Source organism: Clostridioides sp. ZZV15-6383 (assembly GCF_020657735.1).
In the GTDB taxonomy this organism is placed as follows: domain Bacteria; phylum Bacillota; class Clostridia; order Peptostreptococcales; family Peptostreptococcaceae; genus Clostridioides; species Clostridioides difficile_D.
The window spans coordinates 114,845-136,872 of sequence record NZ_JAGWCV010000003.1; the positions used below are offsets into that span (position 1 = coordinate 114,845).

20 protein-coding genes and 1 other annotated feature are annotated in these 22,028 nt (G+C 29.1%); of the genes, 3 read left to right on the forward strand and 17 right to left on the reverse strand.

The features are described from left to right. The first annotated feature begins 88 nt into the window (after window positions 1–88). Window positions 89–925: an AraC family transcriptional regulator gene (locus KGF42_RS02435; RefSeq protein ID WP_054273288.1), complete on the forward strand. Its 837-nt coding sequence runs from the start codon at window positions 89–91 to the stop codon at window positions 923–925. 20 nt (window positions 926–945) lie between these two features. Continuing rightward, entirely contained in the window at window positions 946–1,368 is a 423-nt protein-coding gene (locus KGF42_RS02440; RefSeq protein ID WP_054273287.1) for a DUF2000 domain-containing protein, read from the forward strand. A gap of 210 nt (window positions 1,369–1,578) precedes the next feature. Here KGF42_RS02440 and KGF42_RS02445 read toward each other — a convergent pair whose 3' ends face one another. The 3 genes from KGF42_RS02445 to KGF42_RS02455 form a co-directional block, all read right to left on the reverse strand. Beyond that, a complete protein-coding gene (locus KGF42_RS02445) occupies window positions 1,579–2,742 on the reverse strand; it encodes a D-alanyl-D-alanine carboxypeptidase family protein (protein ID WP_003419435.1) in 1,164 nt (387 codons plus the stop codon). Between the two features lie 53 nt (window positions 2,743–2,795). Continuing rightward, window positions 2,796–2,996 (reverse strand): CD1290 family small acid-soluble spore protein, encoded by a 201-nt coding sequence (locus tag KGF42_RS02450; RefSeq protein ID WP_021384062.1) that lies wholly within the window; start codon window positions 2,994–2,996, stop codon window positions 2,796–2,798. A 205-nt stretch (window positions 2,997–3,201) separates the two neighbouring features. Continuing rightward, window positions 3,202–4,878: a ribonuclease J gene (locus KGF42_RS02455; protein ID WP_227821519.1), complete on the reverse strand. Its 1,677-nt coding sequence runs from the start codon at window positions 4,876–4,878 to the stop codon at window positions 3,202–3,204. Between the two features lie 216 nt (window positions 4,879–5,094). On the opposite strand from KGF42_RS02455, the gene KGF42_RS02460 reads away from it, so the two are divergent. Beyond that, the gene (locus tag KGF42_RS02460; protein WP_054273286.1) at window positions 5,095–5,832 is read left to right on the forward strand and encodes a metal-dependent hydrolase; all 738 of its coding nucleotides are present in this window, start codon (window positions 5,095–5,097) and stop codon (window positions 5,830–5,832) included. 116 nt (window positions 5,833–5,948) lie between these two features. On the opposite strand, the gene KGF42_RS02465 is transcribed toward KGF42_RS02460, so the two are convergent. The 14 genes from KGF42_RS02465 to topA all read right to left on the reverse strand — a co-directional run bounded on the left by KGF42_RS02465 (window position 5,949) and on the right by topA (window position 22,018). Further along, the gene (locus tag KGF42_RS02465) at window positions 5,949–6,407 is read right to left on the reverse strand and encodes a Fur family transcriptional regulator (protein ID WP_227821503.1); all 459 of its coding nucleotides are present in this window, start codon (window positions 6,405–6,407) and stop codon (window positions 5,949–5,951) included. Window positions 6,408–6,690: 283 nt separating this feature from the next. Further along, window positions 6,691–6,978: a DUF1292 domain-containing protein gene (locus KGF42_RS02470; protein ID WP_009889069.1), complete on the reverse strand. Its 288-nt coding sequence runs from the start codon at window positions 6,976–6,978 to the stop codon at window positions 6,691–6,693. A 77-nt stretch (window positions 6,979–7,055) separates the two neighbouring features. Continuing rightward, on the reverse strand, window positions 7,056–7,481 hold the full coding sequence (ruvX, locus tag KGF42_RS02475; RefSeq protein WP_054273284.1) for a Holliday junction resolvase RuvX: 426 nt from the start codon (window positions 7,479–7,481) through the stop codon (window positions 7,056–7,058). Window positions 7,482–7,632: 151 nt separating this feature from the next. Beyond that, window positions 7,633–9,804, reverse strand: coding sequence for a hypothetical protein (locus tag KGF42_RS02480; RefSeq protein WP_227825648.1), 2,172 nt, complete (start codon window positions 9,802–9,804; stop codon window positions 7,633–7,635). A 9-nt stretch (window positions 9,805–9,813) separates the two neighbouring features. After that, on the reverse strand, window positions 9,814–10,071 hold the full coding sequence (locus KGF42_RS02485; RefSeq protein ID WP_054273282.1) for an IreB family regulatory phosphoprotein: 258 nt from the start codon (window positions 10,069–10,071) through the stop codon (window positions 9,814–9,816). Between the two features lie 24 nt (window positions 10,072–10,095). Further along, on the reverse strand, window positions 10,096–12,735 hold the full coding sequence (gene alaS, locus KGF42_RS02490) for an alanine--tRNA ligase (RefSeq protein ID WP_227825649.1): 2,640 nt from the start codon (window positions 12,733–12,735) through the stop codon (window positions 10,096–10,098). A 67-nt stretch (window positions 12,736–12,802) separates the two neighbouring features. Then, window positions 12,803–13,042 (reverse strand) — a binding site (T-box leader). Between the two features lie 142 nt (window positions 13,043–13,184). After that, entirely contained in the window at window positions 13,185–14,264 is a 1,080-nt protein-coding gene (gene mnmA, locus KGF42_RS02495; RefSeq protein ID WP_227821506.1) for a tRNA 2-thiouridine(34) synthase MnmA, read from the reverse strand. Between the two features lie 283 nt (window positions 14,265–14,547). Then, the gene (nifU, locus tag KGF42_RS02500; RefSeq protein ID WP_054273279.1) at window positions 14,548–14,988 is read right to left on the reverse strand and encodes a Fe-S cluster assembly scaffold protein NifU; all 441 of its coding nucleotides are present in this window, start codon (window positions 14,986–14,988) and stop codon (window positions 14,548–14,550) included. Window positions 14,989–15,040: 52 nt separating this feature from the next. After that, entirely contained in the window at window positions 15,041–16,234 is a 1,194-nt protein-coding gene (nifS, locus tag KGF42_RS02505; protein ID WP_227821507.1) for a cysteine desulfurase NifS, read from the reverse strand. A 17-nt stretch (window positions 16,235–16,251) separates the two neighbouring features. After that, window positions 16,252–16,698, reverse strand: a complete 447-nt coding sequence (locus KGF42_RS02510; RefSeq protein WP_003419409.1) for an RrF2 family transcriptional regulator — start codon at window positions 16,696–16,698, stop codon at window positions 16,252–16,254. Between the two features lie 108 nt (window positions 16,699–16,806). After that, a complete protein-coding gene (locus KGF42_RS02515) occupies window positions 16,807–17,577 on the reverse strand; it encodes a GNAT family N-acetyltransferase (RefSeq protein ID WP_227821508.1) in 771 nt (256 codons plus the stop codon). Between the two features lie 30 nt (window positions 17,578–17,607). Then, a complete protein-coding gene (locus KGF42_RS02520; RefSeq protein WP_054273276.1) occupies window positions 17,608–18,873 on the reverse strand; it encodes a replication-associated recombination protein A in 1,266 nt (421 codons plus the stop codon). A gap of 107 nt (window positions 18,874–18,980) precedes the next feature. Further along, window positions 18,981–19,766: a GTP-sensing pleiotropic transcriptional regulator CodY gene (gene codY, locus KGF42_RS02525; protein ID WP_227821510.1), complete on the reverse strand. Its 786-nt coding sequence runs from the start codon at window positions 19,764–19,766 to the stop codon at window positions 18,981–18,983. Window positions 19,767–19,930: 164 nt separating this feature from the next. Continuing rightward, window positions 19,931–22,018 carry a type I DNA topoisomerase gene (topA, locus tag KGF42_RS02530; protein ID WP_227821511.1) on the reverse strand — a complete coding sequence of 696 codons (2,088 nt, stop codon included), beginning with the start codon at window positions 22,016–22,018 and terminating at the stop codon, window positions 19,931–19,933. Window positions 22,019–22,028 lie beyond the last annotated feature (10 nt).

Below are 22,028 nucleotides of genomic sequence, written 5' to 3' on the forward strand. Positions count from 1 at the left end.
TGACATCATTGTCCTTTAGTCAATATCATACAAGAAGTACAAAAAAATATGTGTTACACTTTGTATAACATGAAAGGAGGTTAATTAAGTGAAACAAGAAGAGCGCACAGTATGTTTTGATAAGGAATTAAAAATTGAAGCATATAGATTTAAAGGTATAATGCAAAAATTCCCAAACCATTTTCATGAACATTATGTAATTGGTTTTATAGAAAAAGGTCAGAGATATTTGTCTTGTAAAAATAAAGAGTATACCACAGGTACTGGGGATTTGTTACTTTTCAACCCTTTTGATAGTCATACTTGTGAACAGATAGATAATAAAGTACTTGATTACAGATGTATCAATATTAAGCCAGAAATAATGAAAAAAACTGTCTTTGAGATTACAGGTGAAAATTATTTACCAAAGTTTAATCAACCTGTGATATTTCGCAGTGAACTAGTCCCTCTACTACAAGAACTACATCATATAATCATGGAAGAAGAATTAGATTTTAAAAAAGAAGAACTTTTTTTCTTCCTAATTGAACAATTAATTGAAGAACATACCGAACCAAATTTGCAGCTTAACTTGGAAAAAACAAATATAGAAATTCAATCGGTATGTGATTATCTAGAAAATAATTATGCTGAACATATAGTGCTTGATGAATTAAGCACTATAGCAGGAATGAATAAGTACTCTCTACTTCGTAATTTTACAAAATTAAAAGGTATTACACCATATAGATACCTGGAAAATATACGAGTAAACAAAGCTAAGAAGCTTTTAGAAAAAGGTGTAGAACCTATAGATGCTGCCATACAGACAGGATTTGTAGACCAAAGTCACTTTACAAATTTTTTTAAAAATTTTATTGGTCTTACACCAAAGCAGTATCAAAATATATTTATAAATGATGATTCAAATAACTTTAAATAAGGTAAAAAGGAGAATTAAAAATGGAAACTAAAAATTCAAAATGTGTCATGGTAATAGATGAAAATTTGCCAATGGGAATTATATCAAATACAGCAGCTATAATGGGAATTACACTAGGAAAACATGCCCCAGAAACTGTTGGTCCAGACGTAGTTGACAAAACAGGTAATAGTCACTTAGGAATTATTGACATCCCTGTACCTATTTTAAAAGGAAACAAAGAAATAATAAAGGATTTACGTAAAAAATTATATACTTTGGAATTTAACGATTTAACTGTTGTAGATTTTTCAGATGTAGCACAAAGTTGCAATCTTTATGAAGAATTTACACAAAAGATTGCTAGTGTTCCAGAAGATGAGTTACAGTATTTTGGAATAGCAATTTATGGTAATAAAAAGAAAGTAAATAAACTTACTGGTAGTATGCCTTTACTTAGATAGTTGTTAAACAACCCTATATATGATATTAAATCAAATGATATTCTAAGATACATAAACTTTTCTATATTTCTATAAAAATCATAATATTATAAAATACTTGTATATGATAAATAAAAATACCCCTATGGCAAATAATTACATAAGGGTATTTTTTATGTGTATTATAATTATATCTTTGTGTATTATAATTATGTTTCATTTGGTAATTATTTATATCATGTTATCAATTATTCTTTGAAGCATTTGTAGATAGCTTGCCTTATTTATATCTTTAGTATTTACCAATTCCACTTCGCCTATTACTTTTTTATCTTTACATATCTTTATCTTTCCTAAAACAGTTCCCTTTTTAATTGGCATTTTAGGATTTTTTACTATTTCAATTTTCTTTTCAAATTCTTTAGAGCTTCCTTTTTTAATAAGAGCATTTAAATCTTCCTTAGCAACCAATTTAACTTTGTTTTCATCAGCCTTATCCAATGTAAGTGTTGCTATATTATCTCCTTTACTACATAACTTAACACTTTCATAATTAGCAAATCCATAGTTTAAAAGGCTAGATGCATCATTAAATCTTTCTGGAGAAGTCTCTGCTCCCAAAGTTGCTGCAACTAAATGAGTATTACCTCTCTTTGCAGATGCTGATAAACAGTATTTTGCTTCTTGAGTAAACCCAGTTTTAACACCAGTTGCTCCTTGATAGTGTTTTATAAGTTTATTAGTATTTGCAAGACCTACTGTAACTTGTTTTTTCCCTACTACAACCTTATCCATCCATGTAGTTAAGTATTTACTTATCATTTCATGTTTTAACAGTTCTCTAGACATTAGAGCTATATCATGAGCAGATGTATAGTGATTTGCAACTGGAAGTCCATTTGTATTTGCAAAATGAGTGTCATTCATATTTAACTCTTTTGCCTTAGCATTCATTCTATCAACAAATCCTTCAACACTTCCAGCTAAATGTTCAGCCATAGCAACACAAGCATCATTTGCAGAAGCAACAGCTATACCCTTTAATAACGTATCAACCTTTTGTGTTTCTCCTGGCTCTAAGAATATCTGACTACCACCCATACTAGATGCAGTTTCACTTACTTGAACTTCATCATCAAGCTTAATATCGCCTGAATCTAAAGCTTCTACAATAAGTAACATTGTCATTACCTTTGTTACACTGGCAGGAGGAAGCTTTTTATGAGCATCCTTTTCATATAAAATTTGTCCACTACCAACATCCATCAAAATTGCTGATTTTGAAGATATATTTAGTTGGTTGGCATCAGCATTTTCTTTATTATTTGCAAAAGAAAAACTCAAAGGAGTAAATGCAAGTAATATAGCCAAAGCAGTACTAGCTAATTTTTTCATCGATGTCACCTCTTAAAGTTTATTTAAACTTATTTTCTCACATTTAACTTTTTTTATTCTAAATGCCTAGATATACCTTGACCTAAATTTTTTTTCTTCTCAAGTTTTTTAAAGTAACCTTCTAAAACACCTTTATTAGATGCATTTTCTATTATTTCAAAGGCATCTTCATAATTCATTCCATATTCTCCTGCTATTTCCATCTTTGTTTGTTTTAACGCTTTTATAGCATTTTGTCTTGAGATATTATCCATAAAAAACCTCCTATTAGTAAAATTTATATATAAGTAGTTTTTACTAATAAAAGATTGTTATAATTGGTATTTTATGTAATATACATATTTTTAATGTCAAAAATTAAAAAGACCTCTTGTAATTCTTAAGATAGTATCAATTGGATTTTTGATATTATTTTAAAAATTACAAGAGGTCTAATTTTCAATTTTATGATTTTTTATATTACACTTCCATTATTATAGGAAGTATCATTGGATTTCGTTTAGTTTTTTGATATAAATATTCTTTTAAGTTTTCTTTGATATTATTCTTTAAATAAGCCCACTCTTTAATATTTTTCTCTTCACATTCATTTAGAACATTCTTAATTATATCTTTTGCTCCATCCATTAAGTCTTCTGACTCTCTTACATATACAAAGCCTCTAGAAATTATATCTGGACCTGCTAGAACTTTACCCTCATCCTTAGAAATAGTTACTACAACTATCATAAGACCATCTTCTGATAAATGCTTTCTATCTCTTAAAACTATGTTACCTACATCGCCTACTCCTAGTCCATCAACTAATATATTTCCTGTTTGTATACGATTTGCTACTTTAGCAGAGTTTTTATCTAATTCTAAAACATCTCCTGTTTGCATAACAAAAATATTTTCTTTGTCCATACCGAGCTGTTCAGCTATTTCGGCATGTCTTTTTAACATTCTGTATTCACCATGAGCTGGCATAAAAAACTTTGGTCTAACTAATGCATGTATAAGTTTTAATTCTTCTTGACAGGCATGTCCAGAAACATGTATATCAGCTATATCACTGTATACTACTTCTGCTCCTTTTTCAAATAAGAAATTGATTACTCTTGATATTAATTTTTCATTTCCTGGTATTGGATGAGCAGATATTATAACTAAATCGCCACTCTTTATTTCTACTTTTTTGTGCTCTGAAAAAGCCATTCTAGCAAGAGCTGACATAGGTTCACCTTGTGAACCAGTTGTTATTATCACTAATTCACTGTCTTCATATTTACATATATCATTTAAATCTACAAGCATATTATCAGAAATATCTAAATATCCTAATTCTTTTGCAACTCCAACTACATTTACCATTGAGCGACCTGATATAGCAACTTTTCTATTAAACTTCTCAGCAGTATTTATTATTTGTTGTAATCTGTGTATGTTGGATGCAAAGGTAGCAACTATAATTCTTCTACCATTTCCTTTTGCAAATAATTCGTCAAGACCTACTCCAACAGTCTTTTCAGACATAGTAAATCCTGGCTTTTCTGCATTAGTACTATCAGCCAACATTAAAAGAACTCCTTTTTTGCTTAACTCACAGATTCTATGCATATCCATAACATCTCCATCAATAGGAGTTAAATCAATCTTAAAATCTCCTGTATGGTATATTATACCTTGGTCTGTGTGTATTGCAATAGAGTAAGCATCTGGTATACTATGGTTATTTTTCAAAAACTCTACTTCCATGTTATCAAGCTTTATAACTTGTCTTGGACCTATGACATTTAACTTAACGTTATTCATCTTATGTTCTTTAAGTTTTACTTGTATAAGACCTATACTAAGTCTCGCTCCATACACAGGCACATTTATTTTCTTCAATATATATGGAAGAGCCCCTATATGGTCTTCATGTCCATGTGTAATGAATATACCCTTTATTTTATCCCTATTTTTGACTAAATAAGTTATATCTGGTATAACTATATCTACCCCTAACATTTCATCTTCTGGAAAACTAAGTCCAGCATCTATAACAATTATTTCATCTTTATACTCAACAACAGTCATATTTTTCCCAACTTCGTTAAGTCCACCCAAGGCCATTACCTTTATCTTGTTGGTGTTCTTTTTGAACAATTGCATCATCTCCTTCTGTCTATTTAATTTTTTAACACGTTCTACAATCCTAAATAATATCAAATCACGCACTCGCTACCAGTTATTCTTATTGTACCATAATTCGTATCATATTTTAAGCTATATTTAAAATACATTTAACGTATTATTTTGACAAACCTATTTTATTTTGATATCCTCTAAATATTATATGATTTAATATCGGATATTTTAGGAGGATTTATGCGTGGTAAAACTCATTGTGCAATAGGAATCTTAACAGCTATCCAGACATCTTTAATATTTAAAATTCCTATATCTTTAGTTGATATTTTAGTTTCAGCTACTTTTGCTGTACTGCCCGATTTGGATAAATCTAATTCTATGGTCTCAAATTTCATTCTAAAAAACAATATATCCAAATATATATATAGAATTTTTATATATACTATTAATATTATTATTTTCTTTATTTCAATAAATATAAATGATAATTTTTATTTAAGTGCAATAATCACATTTATTGCAATTATAATTATTGAGGCAAAACTAACCCACACATTTCTTAGAAAAGTTTTTCTATCATTAATATTTATACTATTAGCTATATGCTTATACATCATAGAAGTTGAAATATATTTTACAATTTTTTGTCTAATGTTGTCAATTTTTCCCTGGTTAAAGCACAGAAGCTTTTCTCATAGCATATTTGCAACTATAATAATATATTTTTTACTAAAACAGATAGAATTAATCACTAATATTAATAATTTATCTTTTTATGGTACACTTGGTTATGCAAGTCATATGTTTTTAGGAGATTTATTTACAAAACAAGGGATACCAATTTTTTATCCACTAAGCGAAAAGAAAATTTCTTTAGGATTTTTAACTGTTGGTGGACCGTTTAGTAATTTTATAGAAAAATCATTCATTTTTGTACTTATAGGATTAATTATATTTTCAATATTAAAACTATAAACACTTTGAAAACTATATACTCATACTTTAAAGTGGATTCATAATAAAAAATGGAAGAATAGCATAGAATATAAAAGTTCTATACTATTCTTCCATCGACATTAAGCAATAGAAGTTTACTCTTCTGATTCGCTTACTCCATTACACTCGTCACATAGTCCATAAAATTTAACATCATGATCAAGTATTTTAAATTTGTACAATAATTGTATCTCTTTTTCTATATTGTCTAAAAGGTCTTCTTTAGCTTCCATTATCTTTCCACAATTTTTACAAATAAGATGATGATGATTATGACAGTCTTCTTTATGCAGACTAATCTCATATCTTATACACCCATCGTCTAAGTTTAGTTTTGATATTAATCCTATTTCATCCAACAACTGCATTGTTCTATATACAGTAGCTAAACCTATTTCAGGACAGTCAACCCTAACTAAATCATAGATTTCTTCACTACTTAGATGTGAATGGTCATGTTTAAGCAATATTTCAACTATTGCTCTTCTTTGTGGCGTAATCTTAAAACCAGTTTCTTTTAACTTGTCTTTTAACAAATCCATTGTATTTGCCATAACATCACCCTTACTATTTTCAATTGATAATCTTTATTAAATAATATTGTAATTGATAATTCATTTTTTGTCAAGACATTTGAAAAAATTTAATTTATTCTCATAATATAAATATATACCCATAAAAGATATATTATTCACCAAAATCCATAAATTTTTTGATTTTTTTAATAAAAAATAAAAAAACAGATATATACTATAAATGCTTTTTACAATTAATAAGTCTTAATTAAAGCAAATATAATAAATACCTGATTTTTTATATACAAACTTAACTCCCTATCTAGTTAAGACCATTTGATTCATCTTCATCGTAATTTAGGCCCTCTTCTTCCATTATAGCAGTATATACAGCTACAACAGTTTCATATTCCTCATCACTTTCTAAAGGTATTAAGATTTCCCCTTCTTCATCCTCATCAATTCTAAAGATTAAAGCTTCTTCAGCTTCTTCATCATCTAAAGGCATTAATATTGCATATTCTTTTCCTTCTGCTTCTAATGTTAATATTATTTCAAATTGGCTTTCAACACCATTTTCGTCTATTAAATTTATTATATTTTCTTCCATAATGTCATTCACCTCAAATTTATTTTTATTTTTATTATTTATATTATATATCATAAGTATTCAATTTTATAGTTCTTTTATGAATTTATTTTAAAATCTAAATATCCTTGCAAAATTATTACTGCTGCTAACATATCTATAACCTTTTTTCTTTTTTGTCTACTAACATCTGCCTCTAATAAGGACCTCTCTGCTGCTACTGTAGAAAGTCTCTCATCCCAAAACTCTACATCAAGACCTGTTTCTTCTTTTACTAGCTCACAAAACTTGATTACTTTTTCTCCTTGTGGACCTAAAGTTCCATTCATATTTTTTGGTAATCCTGATACAATTTTATTTACTTGCTTTTCTTTTATTATAGCTTTTATTTCTTCAATATCTTTTTTCTTACCTACTCTTTTTATTGTTTTTAGACCTTGCGCAGTTAATCCCATTAAATCACTCACAGCAACTCCAATAGTTTTATCACCAACATCAAGACCCATTATTCTTCCATCTAACATAGTTCCTCCTTTATCTATTTATATTCCATAGATTAAATACATATTATCAATCATAAAAATTGCAATATGATTTTTTATGTAAGCATCCAGTTTACATTAATAATCATATTGCATTTTTTATTTAAATCGTATACTAACAGTAAAAAATTTTTTAGTTATTTTTTTCAAATATTATCATATTTATACTTATTATTATAAGTGGTATAAGTATATATATAGATGCTGTAGATGCAGCAACTATTCCAGAATCATTAACTAAAAGAGTGATTATACAACCAACCATAGATGCAATAAACCCTTTAAATAAGATTGGGAAGTTGTTCATTATCTTCCTAAAGTGTCTAGATGGTTTAAATATAAGTACTGCAATTACTCCAATTCCTACAAGTAAAATATTTACCCATACACTTGTCTGTGCTAGTTGTATATTCATTTGAATTTTTCTTCCAAATGTTTGTAATATCTCTCCTGGTCCATTTAGGAAAATTCTCTGTACAAACATACCTAAATGAGATTCACTACCTGAAACTATATCTAAAGCTGCAAACGCACAAACGACAACGACAGCCGAAATAGCTAATAATATAACTTTCTTAAAATCTAATTTAACATCATATATAAGCATTATAAACAATAAATATGCTACACATTCTGATATAGCTCCACCAACATTTGCACCCATTGAAGGATATGCGCTAGTTATAAGTATTGTTAAAGAAAAAATTACAACATACAATTTAGAAATTTTCTTGTAATGTAATAATACTGCTAAACCAAATACTGCACTTGCTATAGTTACACCCTCATATTCATTTCCTACACCATAGTATCTAGCTCCAATAACAGCATCATAACTCATTATGTTATTTTGCATTAAGTATGTCCCAAATACAGAGTCTATAACTATTACTAAAATAGTAAGTGTAGCAAAAAATCCCATGTGCTTTATATCATTGTCTTTAAATAATTTTCTACCTAATAAGTATAGTATTAATGTAGTCGCAAATATTCCCAAAGATATTGAAAGTGGAGTTTTAAAATTCATCAAAGGAGCTAACATAAATGATAGTGGCATTATTATACCTAATTTTATAAACTCTTTAAGCACTTTGAATACACGCTCTTTATGTGGCATATAATTTCTAAAGAAAATTGCAAACATGGCAATTACCCAAGAAGCAGATATTACGCCTACAAAACCATTTATAATAGTTGACCTTATTGAAGATATAGACACTATCCTTTCATAAAGTGATTTTAGATAGCTAACATTGTCCTCTTTATTTACTAAAGTATAACTTCTACCTACCATCTCTTTATTTTCAAGACCAAATGTACCTAGTATATCTACTCCAACATCTAAGTTTGCAACAATACCAGCCTTTCTTGTTGTAGCAGATTCCAGTAGACCTTTCCCTTCTCCACTAAATTTTATTATTGGAGAAAGTCTTCTCTTATTTTTATAATCTAAGTCGCTCGGAAATGCACTTGATATATAAACAGTGTCATTTTCTCCAACCATAGAAAATACTTGTTCAAGATATTTATTTATATTTTTTACAATATTTTTCTTCATTGTAGCATAAGTATTATCATTTAGATTCAATCTATACATATCTAATCTATATGTATCTCCAAGCTCTACAAATATGGCATCACTATTTTTATAAGATTTTTTAGTTTCATCTAATAACTTATCGTAGTCTGTAGATATTCCAAATGGCATTTTAGAATCTTTTTTATTAATATCATCAATATTACCTGAATCAATCCTCCCATATTGGTCCATAGCCACTAGGCATAAGTTTCTATTTTTAACTAATTGATTATTTTCAATTATATCGGCATTTCCAATTACAGATGTCTTTAAACCATTTTCTGATAAAGTTTTTCCTAATGACCCTAAATTTGCTCCATACTCTCCATAATCAAGATTTTCGTTTATTGATCTATTAATACTTAAATCATTTATTTTTTTGGCTTTTTGACCTGTTGCGGCTTCAAAAGCTTTAGCAGTATCTTGGTCTACTTTTTGAAAATTGATATAGTCTTCAGTAGTTACATCAGCTCTTGTTCCTGCCCCTATACTTGCATAAGACCTTCTATCATCAGTACCTTGATCCCCTCTTATATTCATGAGAGCTATATAACCTCTCTTTTCTATCTCATTTTTTAAGATTGGAATATTCATCATACTTCCAATATTGGTCCTATTCATATCAATAAATATGACCTTGCCTTTTTCTTCAGCAAAACCATAGCTAGCAGTTGATACAAAAATCATAATGACTACTGCAAACAATGACATAATCTTTTTTCTCATTTATTTGACCTACTTTCTATTCAGATAGTGCGTGATTACTTCTTCAAGTATCTCATCTCTTTCAAATTTTTTAATTATAGCTCTTGCATTTTTATGACTAGTTATATAGCTAGAATCACCAGAAAGGAGATACCCTATAATTTGATTTATAGGGTTATATCCTTTCTCAACTAGTGCTTTATATACAAAATCAATGGTGTCTCCTACACTCATTTTATCTTCTGGTATTCCTTCAAATTTCATAGTGTAGTCTAAGTCTTTTTCCAAATTAAAAACCTCCTTGAGTGAATGTTATTTAACTTGTGTCTTAATAACCTCACTTGCATAGCTTAAAGCTTGGTCAACCTTAGACACATCATTAGCTCCTGCTTGTGCCATATTAGGTCTTCCTCCACCTTTTCCTCCAGCTATTTTTGCAACTTCTCTAACAATATTACCTGAATGTATTCCCTTATCTAATACATCTTTAGTGGCAGTAACTACAAAGTTAATTTTATCATCTACTACGTTTGCAAGTACTACTACACCAGAACCAAGCTTATCTCTTAGATTATCTGCTGTTTCTCTTAGTGTATCCATATCCATGCCTTCAAATTTATTAGTTATCAAATTAACCCCATTTACTTCAACTTTAGAATCAAAAATAGAATCAGCTGATTGTAAACTCATCTTAGCTTTCATATCATGTAATTCTTTAGATAAATTTTTATTCTCTTCTAATAAAGAGCTTATTCTTTGAATTAAATTGTCTTCTTTAGATTTTAAGTTTACACAAACTTCAGAGATAATTCCGTCTCTTTCTTTTAGGTATTCATAAACAGCTTTTCCTGTTATTGCTTCTATTCTTCTTACACCTGCTGCCACTCCACCTTCAGATAATATCTTGAACATTCCTACTTGAGAAGTATTTGTCAAGTGAGTTCCTCCACAAAGTTCTGTAGAATAATCTCCCATAGAAACTACTCTTACCTCATCACCATATTTTTCACCAAATAGTGCTGTAGCTCCTTTTTCTTTAGCTTCCTTTATATTCATAATATCACATTTTATGTCTAAAGATGATAAAATAACATTATTTACTTTTTCTTCTATTACTTTTAATTCTTCATTTGATATAGCTTCAAAGTGAGTAATATCAAATCTAAGTCTTTCTGGAGTAACTAAAGAACCAGCTTGATTAACATGGTCTCCTAATACTTCCTTTAATGCCTTGTGAAGTAAATGTGTAGCACTGTGATTTCTTGCAGCTGCTATTCTAGTTTCTCTATCTACTAGTGTCTTTACTTTATCTCCATTGCTTATTATTCCTGATTTTATTATACCTATGTGTTTTATACTATTATTAGCACCTTTTTTAGTATTTAGTACCTCTAAAACTAAGTTTCCATTAGTTATTAATCCACAATCTCCAACTTGTCCTCCACCTTCTGGATAGAAAGTAGTATTATCTAGTACTATAGATATCTTGTCGCCTTCTTTTGCACTTTGAACTAACTCATCATCTTTGACTATAGCTTCAACAGTTCCTTCACCATAAATTTCACTATATCCATTAAATATACTGTCAACTGTAGATTCTAATTTTGATAGAGGGTCTTCCTTCCAGCTTTCTCCATCCATATTTCCTCTAGCATTTCTAGCTCTTTCTTTTTGTTTTTCCATCTCTTCATTAAAAGCTTCTTCATCTACAGATATATGTTCTTCTTCTAAGATTTCTTTAGTTAAGTCTATAGGGAAGCCATAAGTATCATATAGTTTAAAAGCTTCTTGACCATTTAGGACAGTTTTTCCTTCATTTTTTAATACTTCTATATAAGAGTTTAATATTTCTGTTCCTTGGTCTATAGTTTCATTGAATTTTTCTTCTTCTATACCAACTACTTTTTTAATATAGCTTTCTTTTTCAACTAAAACTGGATATGCTTTATCATTTACTTTTATAACTTCATCTATTAGCTTCTGTAAAAATAATTCTTTTACACCTAATAACTTACCATGACGAGCAGCACGTCTAAGAAGTCTTCTAAGAACATATCCTCTTCCTTCATTTGATGGAAGTACTCCATCACTAACTAAAAATGTCACAGCTCTTATATGGTCAGTTATTATTCTTATTGATATATCATTTTTTGGATTCTCTCCATATTTTACTCCTGTTAACTTCTCAACTGCTTCTAATATAGACTTAATTGTATCTACTTCAAAGATAGTATCTACACCTTGCATGATACATCCCATTCTTTCAAGACCCATACCTGTATCTATATTCTTACTTTCTAATAGACTATAATTTCCTTCTTCATCTCTATCAAACTGAGTAAATACATGGTTCCAGAATTCCAAATACCTATCGCAATCACAGCCTGGTTTACAGTCTGGATTATCACATCCATATTCTTCTCCTCTATCAAAGTATATTTCTGAACAAGGACCACAAGGACCTATACCTATCTCCCAGAAATTATCATCTTTACCAAGTCTAACCATTCTTTCTTCTGGGAAATTCATTTCTTTTGCCCATATATCATAAGAATCATCATCTTCTTCATATACAGTTACCCATATCTTACCTTCTGGTATATTTAACCATTCTGTAACAAATTCCCATCCCCATTTGATTGATTCTCTTTTAAAGTAATCCCCAAATGAAAAGTTACCCATCATTTCGAAGAATGTAGCATGTCTTGCAGTTATACCTACATTTTCTATATCTCCTGTTCTTATACATTTTTGAGATGTACACATTCTTACATTTGGAGGTACTTCTACACCTGAAAAATAGTTTTTCAAAGGTGCCATACCTGAATTTATAAGTAATAAACTCTTATCATTGTTTGGTACTAAAGAATAACTATTTGCTACATAATGACCTTTTGACTCAAAAAACTCTAAAAACTTACTTCTTATTTCATTTAATCCCATCTTTTCCATATTATGTTCCTCCTAATAAATTTTATTTTTTCGTTTAAATAAAAAACCTCGTCCCTATAAATAAATTTATAGGGGCGAGGACAATCGCGGTACCACCCTAATTATCATACAAATTATGATATCTTCGGAAAACCTTAGCTATAACGTAACTACCGTCAATCTCTACTTAAATCCTCCTTACAGAAGATAAATTGTTCAAGATTGCTACTAAAAGGCTGCTTCAAATATTATATTCTAAGGGGTTCCAGCATATTCCCTCTCTCTATAAGACATCAAATATTTTACTACTCCTTATCACTGTATTTGCTTTTTAATTAATATACTAATTATATTACTAAATTTTACAAAATTAATCAATACTATATTTTCATATACAATAAATTTATTTTATAAACTTTATTCTATCTTAATATACTTTATTGTTTATTTTTTTAATTTTTTAGAAGTTTTTATAAACTTTTCTCGATTATTCCTCCACCTACTACAACATCTCCATCATACATTACTACAGACTGACCTTTAGTAATAGCTCTTTGAGCTTCATCAAAAACTATTTTAATAGTATCTTCTCCTATTTTATGGATAGTAGCTGGTGATGGCTTTGCTGAATATCTTATTTTTGCTTGGACTTTTAATGGTTCTTCTAATTTATCTATTGATATAAAGTTAACATTTTTTGCAATAAGTTCTTTTTTAAATAATTCTTCATTATCTCCAAGAACTATAGTATTATTTATTGGATTTATATCTATTACAAACATTGGTTTACCAAAAGTAATTCCAAGCCCTTTTCTTTGACCTATTGTATAATATAGTATACCCTTGTGTTTTCCAAGTATATTACCTTTAGTATCCACAAAAAAACCTTCTTCAATACGTTTTTTAGAATGTTTTTTAACATAATTTGCATAGTCATTATCTTTAACAAAACAAATTTCTTGACTATCAGGCTTATTGTGTACTGCCATACCCATTTCCTTAGCAATTTCTCTTACCTTATCTTTTTCATAGTCACCGATTGGCAATAAAGTATGCTCTAGTTGTTCTTGTGTAAGATTATAAAGTGCATAAGTTTGGTCTTTTTTATCTGTAACAGATTTCTTTAGCAAATATCTTCCTGTACTTTCATCCTTTTCTATCTTTGCATAGTGACCTGTGGCTACATAATCACAACCTATTTGTCTAGCTTTCTTATAAAAATCATCAAATTTTATATGTTTATTACAAGCTATACAAGGATTAGGAGTTTTTCCTTCTAAATATTCATCTATAAAATAATCTATTACTTTTTCTTTAAACACTTCTCTAAAATTTAGAACATAAAATGGTATACCTATTTTATTTGCTACCCTTCTAGCATCTTCAACTGCTGATAAAGAGCAACAACCACCTTCATTTTCAACATCGTCATCATCTTGCCACAATTTCATAGTAACACCAATGACATCATACCCTTGTTGTTTTAAAAGATATGCAGCTACAGAGCTATCAACTCCTCCACTCATACCTATCATTACTTTTTTATTCATAAACAAATTTCACCTCATCTTTTGCATTACTTATTATTATATCATATAGAACAAGCATTGTATTTATTTAAAATATAGCTTGCTCTATTTTCTAAAAAAATAATTATTTTCATTATCTAAATATTATAAATATATATTTTGTTAACTAATTGACTCCTAAAACAAGTTAAAACGATTAATTTAAACAATAAAAAATAGCTATTTTACAAACAGCTATTTTTTATATCTCATTAATACTTCTTTTTAATCATTTTAAACTTTCTAACAACACAACCACTTATTTTTATTCTTCTTCTTGAACATCATGGTCATGAGCATCATCTATAACATATCCATCTAGTTCTGGTATATGGATATTATTCTTTTGAGCGTAATCTATAAGAGCTGCCTTTACAGCTTGTTCAGCTAAAACTGAACAGTGCATCTTTACTGGTGGTAAACCATCTAAAGCTTCTGCAACAGCTTTATTTGTAAGTTCTAGTGCATCTTTTATAGTTCTTCCTTTTATCATTTCAGTTGCCATAGAAGAACTTGCTATAGCTGAACCACAGCCAAATGTCTTAAACTTAACATCCTTTATTACATCTCCATCTATGTCTAAAAATATCTTCATTATATCTCCACATGTAGGATTTCCAACTTCACCTACACCACTTGCATTATCAATTTCTCCCATATTTCTTGGATTCATAAAATGTTCCATAACTTTATCACTATATTGCATTATTTTTCCTCCTACTCAATTTATGTCTATTTTTTACGCTTTATCTTTCTGTCTATTTTACTAAGCCTTGTTTCTTTGCATCATCATAAAGTGGTGACATACTTCTAAGTCTTTCTATAACTTTTGGTAAGTTTTCCAATATATAATCTATATCATCATCTGTTGTAAAATCTCCAACTGTAAGTCTTAATGAACCATGTGCTATTTCATGTGGTAAACCTATTGCAAGAAGTACATGTGAAGGGTCTAATGAACCAGAAGTACATGCAGAACCACTTGAACCAGCAATTCCTAACATATCTAATAATAAAAGTATTCCTTCACCTTCTATAAATTGGAACGCAAAGTTTGCATTTCCTGGCAATCTATTTTCTAAGCTACCATTTATTCTTGTATAAGGTATTCTTTCTAACACACCATCTATTAGCTTATTTCTAAGACGAGTTAAAGTTTCTACATGGTTTTGCATATTTGCTTTAGCTAATTCTGCTGCTTTTCCATATCCAACTATTGCAGGTATATTTTCTGTACCAGCTCTTTTACTTTTTTCTTGTGCTCCACCATGGACAAAGTTATGAAGTCTTACACCTTTTCTTATGTATAAAGCTCCTACACCTTTTGGTCCATATATTTTATGTGAAGACATACTCATTAAGTCTATTCCTAATTCTTTAACATCTACTGGAATATTTCCTGTAGCTTGTACTGCATCAGTGTGGAATAATATCTTATGTTTTTTAGATATTTCAGATATTTCTTTAACAGGTTGTATAGTTCCTATTTCATTATTTGCAAACATTATACTTATAAGTATAGTAGTATCTTTTATTGAATCTTCTAATTGTTTTAAATCTACTTTTCCTTCGCTGTCAACATCTAAATAAGTTATTTCAAATCCATGATGTTTTGCTAAGTATTCACATGTATGAAGTATTGCATGGTGCTCTATTTTTGAAGTTATTATATGATTACCTTTATTTTTATTAGCATAAGCTACACCCTCTAGTGTCCAGTTATCACTTTCTGAACCACCTGCTGTAAAATATATTTCACTAGGTTCAGCATTTATAAGGGCTGCTACTTGTTCTCTTGCTTTATCCAAAGCATCTTTTGCTTCTCTTCCGAATGTGTGAAAACTAGATGCATTACCAAAATAATCTGTTAGGTATGGCATCATTGCATCCAATACTTCTTTTTTAATAGGTGTTGTTGCAGAATAATCCATATACAATCTTCTTTTTTCCATTACATTCATCTCCAAATCTATTTTTTAATATTTGTTATATCATTTTCTAATTTATTTTTATTATAGTCATTTATCATATCTTTAAGAGTAATCGAATCTATAACATCTTCTATACCCTTTTTCATCTTTTCCCAAACTATTTTTGTTACACACATGTTTGAGTTTTCACATACATCTTCATCTAGTACACAGTCAGATAATGCAACTGGCCCTTCTAATACTACAAGTATATCTCCTACTGTTATGTCTTCAGCATTCTTTGAAAGTAAATAACCTCCTTGAGCACCTCTTACACTTTTTACTAGACCCGATTTTTTTAAAGATGAAAATATTTGTTCTAAGTACTGATCTGATATTTTCTGCTTCTTAGCAATAAATTTTAATGATACTGGTCCATTATCTTGATTTAATGCCAATTCAAACATTGCTTTTAATCCATATCTACCTTTAGTAGACAACTTCATATATTATCACCTCTATATAGAAATCTAATTCATACTGTTTTAGTAGGAATTACTTTCAAGATAATTTTATTATACCCTACTAATTTTGTCAAGATTAATTTTAATTTTTTATTTTGAATAAATTCCCCATTTTCCAATATTTTCAAATCCTAGTTTTTTATATATCTTTCCAGCTTCTTCATTATCATAAAACAAACAAGGTATTTTGTTCTCTTTTAATAGTTCTGAACATAGTTTAATTAGGCACTTTGTAGCAAGTCCTCTAGCTCTATATTTAGGATGTGTTCCTACTCCAACTATCATTGCATGGGTCTTATTTTCTGAAGTACTCTTTGCCATTGACACTACTTGCTTATTAATCTCTACACAATATCCTCTACCTGTTCTTAATCCATTTTTTAAATTGTCTAAAGTTGTACTGTGAAATTCATCTATCAAATCATAAAGCCTTACTGTTTTTTTTAGATTTCCAAGCCTAATTCTCTTAACCTTTTCTTTACAATTATTATCTATCAAAAACTTTTTAGTTTGAAGTTTGCAAAAATCAACTATCTTTAAATTATTAAGTCCTAATCTCTTTGCTAAGGCATCTACAGCACATATTTTTCCAGAAATTTCTTCATAATTAGTATTACAAAGTAGATTATAAAAACCTTCCACATCATACTCTCCATCAGAATAAAACATAAGGAATTCAAAATACTTAAGTAATACTGCCTTCATTTCACCTTGTTCATCTATATCTGCCCATATATTTAAAAAATTACTTCCATATCCATACCTTTCAATATCCCCTATTATAAATAAATTGTACTCAGGTTCTTTTTTTAAGTATTTCATAACTCTACTATGATAAGTTGAGTTAAGTTTTATAATCATAATATCTACCCCCGATACATAAAGTTCAGTTTAAAAATCACTATCTATATATTCTAAATATTTTTTTATATTTCTCTCAGTTTTATTTTCTTGTGGTATGTAATAAATACTATCTTTTATGCTATCTGGTAAATACTGTTGCTTTACATAATGATTTTTAAAATTATGAGGATATTTGTATCCACAACCCCTACCTATCTCTTTAGAACCAGAATAATGAGCATCTTTTATGCTATTTGGTATATCCTTAACAAACTCTTTATCCAATTCATCCATAGCTTTCATTATTGCTATACATGCAGAATTAGATTTTGGAGATGTAGCTAAAAGAATAGTAGCTTCTGCTAATGGTATTTTTGCTTCTGGAAATCCAAGTTGCATAGCTGAATCTACACATGCCTTTACAATCACAATAGCATTTGGATAAGCGAGTCCTATATCTTCACTAGCTATTACCAAAAGTCTCCTACAGATACTTATCAAATCCCCACCTTTTATAAGTCTTGCTAGATAATGTATAGATGCCTGTGGGTCACTTCCTCTTATAGATTTTTGAAATGCACTTAAAATGTCATAGTGACTATCACCATTTTTGTCATAATTTATAATCTTATTAAATGTAGATGCCTTTATTACATCTGAATCTATATAAGTTATATTATCTTTATTTGGTTTAGTTGAATAAACCACCATTTCCAAAGTATTTAAAGCTCTTCTCATGTCTCCATCAGAAAGAATAGCTATATCTTCAATAGCATCCTTATTGCACTCAATATCCATATAACTATCTTCATTTAATACCTCAACAGCCCTTTTTAATCCTTTTTCTATGTCAATTTTTTCTAAAGGTTTAAATTCAAATACAGTGGACCTACTTAAAAGAGCTTTATATACATAATGATATGGATTTTCTGTAGTGCTAGCAATCAAGGTTATACTCCCATTTTCCATAAATTCTAATATTGATTGTTGCTGTTTTTTATTAAAGCTTTGTATTTCATCTATATATAATAAAACTCCATTTATGTTATTTATACTTCCAAGTTCTGATATTACCTTTTTTATATCTTCTAAAGATGAATTAGTAGCATTTATTTTATAGAAACTTTTATTACTTCTTTCTGCTATTATTTCTGCCACTGTAGTTTTACCAACACCAGGAGGGCCAAAAAATATCATATTAGGCAAAAAATTAGATTGTAATATCTTAGACAATATTTTTCCATTACCTATTATATGACTTTGACCTATTACGTCATTCATTGTTTTTGGTCTTATTTTATCTGCTAAAGGCATCTTATCACTCCTTTTTAATATACTCTATAACTATTTCAATAATTCGTCTAAAAAAGGTACCTATTTGAAATAGATACCTTTTCTAATCTCAATCTACATAACATAGACTATTGATTGTTTTTTAATTTTTTTAATTCATCTGTAAGCTTGTCATTAAGTATTCTTATATGAGTACCTTTCATACCTAATGATCTTGATTCTATCACACCTGCACTCTCAAACTTTCTAAGTGCATTTACTATTACTGATCTAGTTATACCAACTCTATCAGCTATCTTACTTGCTACAAGTAAACCTTCTTTACCATCTAATTCAGCAAAAATATGCTCAACTGCTTCAAGCTCGGAGTAGGACAGAGTGCCGATTGCCATTTGAACTACAGCTTTCTTTCTCATTTCTTCTTCTAATTCTTCGCCTATTGCTCTTAATATTTCAAGACCAACAACAGTTGCACTATATTCAGCTATTACTAAATCATCATCATTGAATGAGTTTGAATATCTTGAAAGTACTAATGTTCCTAATCTTTGACCACTTCCTAAAATTGGAACTACTGTAGTATATTTTTGTAATCTTCCATGTTCTTCAGGAAAGATTTCTAATATCTTCTCACCATTTAAATTTTCTAATGTTTCATTAATTTTTAACACATTTTGAGTATATTCATCTGAAAATTTCTTTTGTTTAGTATACTCATCTTCTATAACTGAACTGTCTTGAGCATCATTTAAATGAAGACCTAATACTTTACCTTTTGCACTTACTACATAAACATTAGAATTTAAAACATCTCCTAATGCTCCGGCCAGTAAATCAAAAGAGACACTACTTCCACCACTTGTTTGTAATGTTTTATTTATTTTCCTTGTTTTTTGTAACACTTCACTTGCCATTTAATCATCTCCTCATGAAATTTAGGCCTTTTAATAACCTTTTATATTTTCTAATATTATTCTCACTTTTAATGAAAATTTATTTTTCTATTAGTTGTTTACACTTGAAAGATTATCATAGATTGGAACCTTTTTCAAGAGAATTATGTGATTTTTTTCAATTTTCACTCTTTTCCGTCATTATGCTCTTTTGGCTCTTTATTACATTCTTTATTAGAACATACTGTTTTTGTTTCAGATTTAGTCACTTTTTCAACCATATATGAACCACACTTCTCACAAAACTCTCCTGTTGGCTTATTCCAAGCTACAAAGTCACAATTCGGATAATTAGAACATCCATAAAAAGCTTTACCTTTTTTAGATTTTCTAAGTATAATATCTCCTTCTTCACATTTTGGACATTTAACACCAATTTTATTCATTATCGGTCTAGTTGTTTTACAATCAGGATAGTTTTTACAAGCCATGAACTTTCCAAATCTACCATATTTTATAACCATATTAGAACCACAGTTCTCACATATTTCATCAGTTTCTTCATCCATATTTACTTTTTCTATATTTTCTAGTGCTTCTTCAATGGCTTCTTTAAGCGGTGCATATGCTTTAGATACAATTTCCTTCCAATCTGTATTTCCATCTTCTATAACATCAAGTTTACTTTCCATATCAGCAGTAAAATCTACATCTATAAATTTATGAAAATTATTTTCTAAAATATCAGTAACTATTATTCCAAGTTCGGTTGGACATAAACTTGTTCCTTGCTTTTCAACATATTCTCTATTTAATATAGTAGCTATTGTTGGGGCATACGTACTTGGTCTACCTATACCTAGCTCCTCTAGTGTTTTTACTAAACTAGCTTCTGTATATCTTGCTGGTGGTTGTGTAAAATGTTGGTCTGGTAATATATTTTCTATATTTAATATATCCCCTTTTTCTATACTTGGCAAAATTTTATCTTCTCTTTCTGAAAAGTTGTATACTTTTGTATAACCATCAAATTTCATTTTTGAACCAGTTGCTTTAAATACGATATCTCCTATTTTACATTCTACATTTAATATATCAAATACTGAATCCTCCATTTGACTAGCTACAAATCTTCTCCAAATTAAATTGTATAACTTGTACTGGTCTTTGCTCAATGAAGCTTTTATACTATCAGGAGTTCTATCAACAGAAGTTGGTCTTATTGCCTCATGGGCATCTTGAACCTTTTTAGCCTCTTTTTTTTCTTTTTTATCACCAGTGTTTTTATAGTAGTTTTCTCCTAGATTACTTACTATATAATCTTTAGCTTTTTCTTTTGCTTCATCAGATATTCTTTTAGAGTCAGTTCTTATATATGATATAAGACCAACAGTACCTTCACCTTCTATGTCTATACCTTCATACAATTCTTGTGCTATCATCATTGTTTTTTTAGTAGTAAAAAATAGCTTATTTGCTCCTTCTTGTTGAAGCATACTTGTTGTAAATGGTTTTGGAGCAGATTTACGTCTTGATTTAGATTCTATCTTCTCAACTTTTAAATCTTTCCCTTCCATTTCTTTTAGTATTTCATTTACAGCCTCTTCATTTTCTAATTCAATTTTTTCATCATTCTTACCATAAAATTTCAAAGTTATATCTTTGTCTTTTGCTGTCTTTGCTTCAACATCTATTGTCCAGTATTCTTTTGGAATAAATGCTTTTATTTCTTTTTCTCTATCACAAATTAATTTTGTTGTAACAGATTGCACTCTACCTGCACTAAGACCTTTTCTAACCTTCTGCCATAATATAGGACTTATTTGATAACCTAAAAGTCGGTCCAATACCCTTCTTGCCTGTTGTGCATCAACCAAATTTATATCAATATTTCTAGGATGCTTAATTGCTTTTTTAATTGCATCTTTAGTTATTTCATTAAACTCTATTCTACAATCCTCAGATTCATCTAAATTTAGTATATGAGCTAAATGCCATGATATAGCTTCACCCTCTCTATCAGGGTCAGTTGCTAGATACACTTGTTTAGACTTTTTAGCTTCTTTTTTTAATTCCTTTATTACATCGCCTTTTCCTCGTATGTTTATATATTGAGGTTCAAAATTATTTTCTATATCTACACCTAATTTACTTTTAGGTAAATCTCTGACATGACCAACTGATGCTTTAACTGTGTAATGACTTTTTCCTAAAAATTTTTCTATAGTTTTAGCTTTTGCAGGCGATTCTACGATGACTAATGTTTTGGCCATAAAACCACAC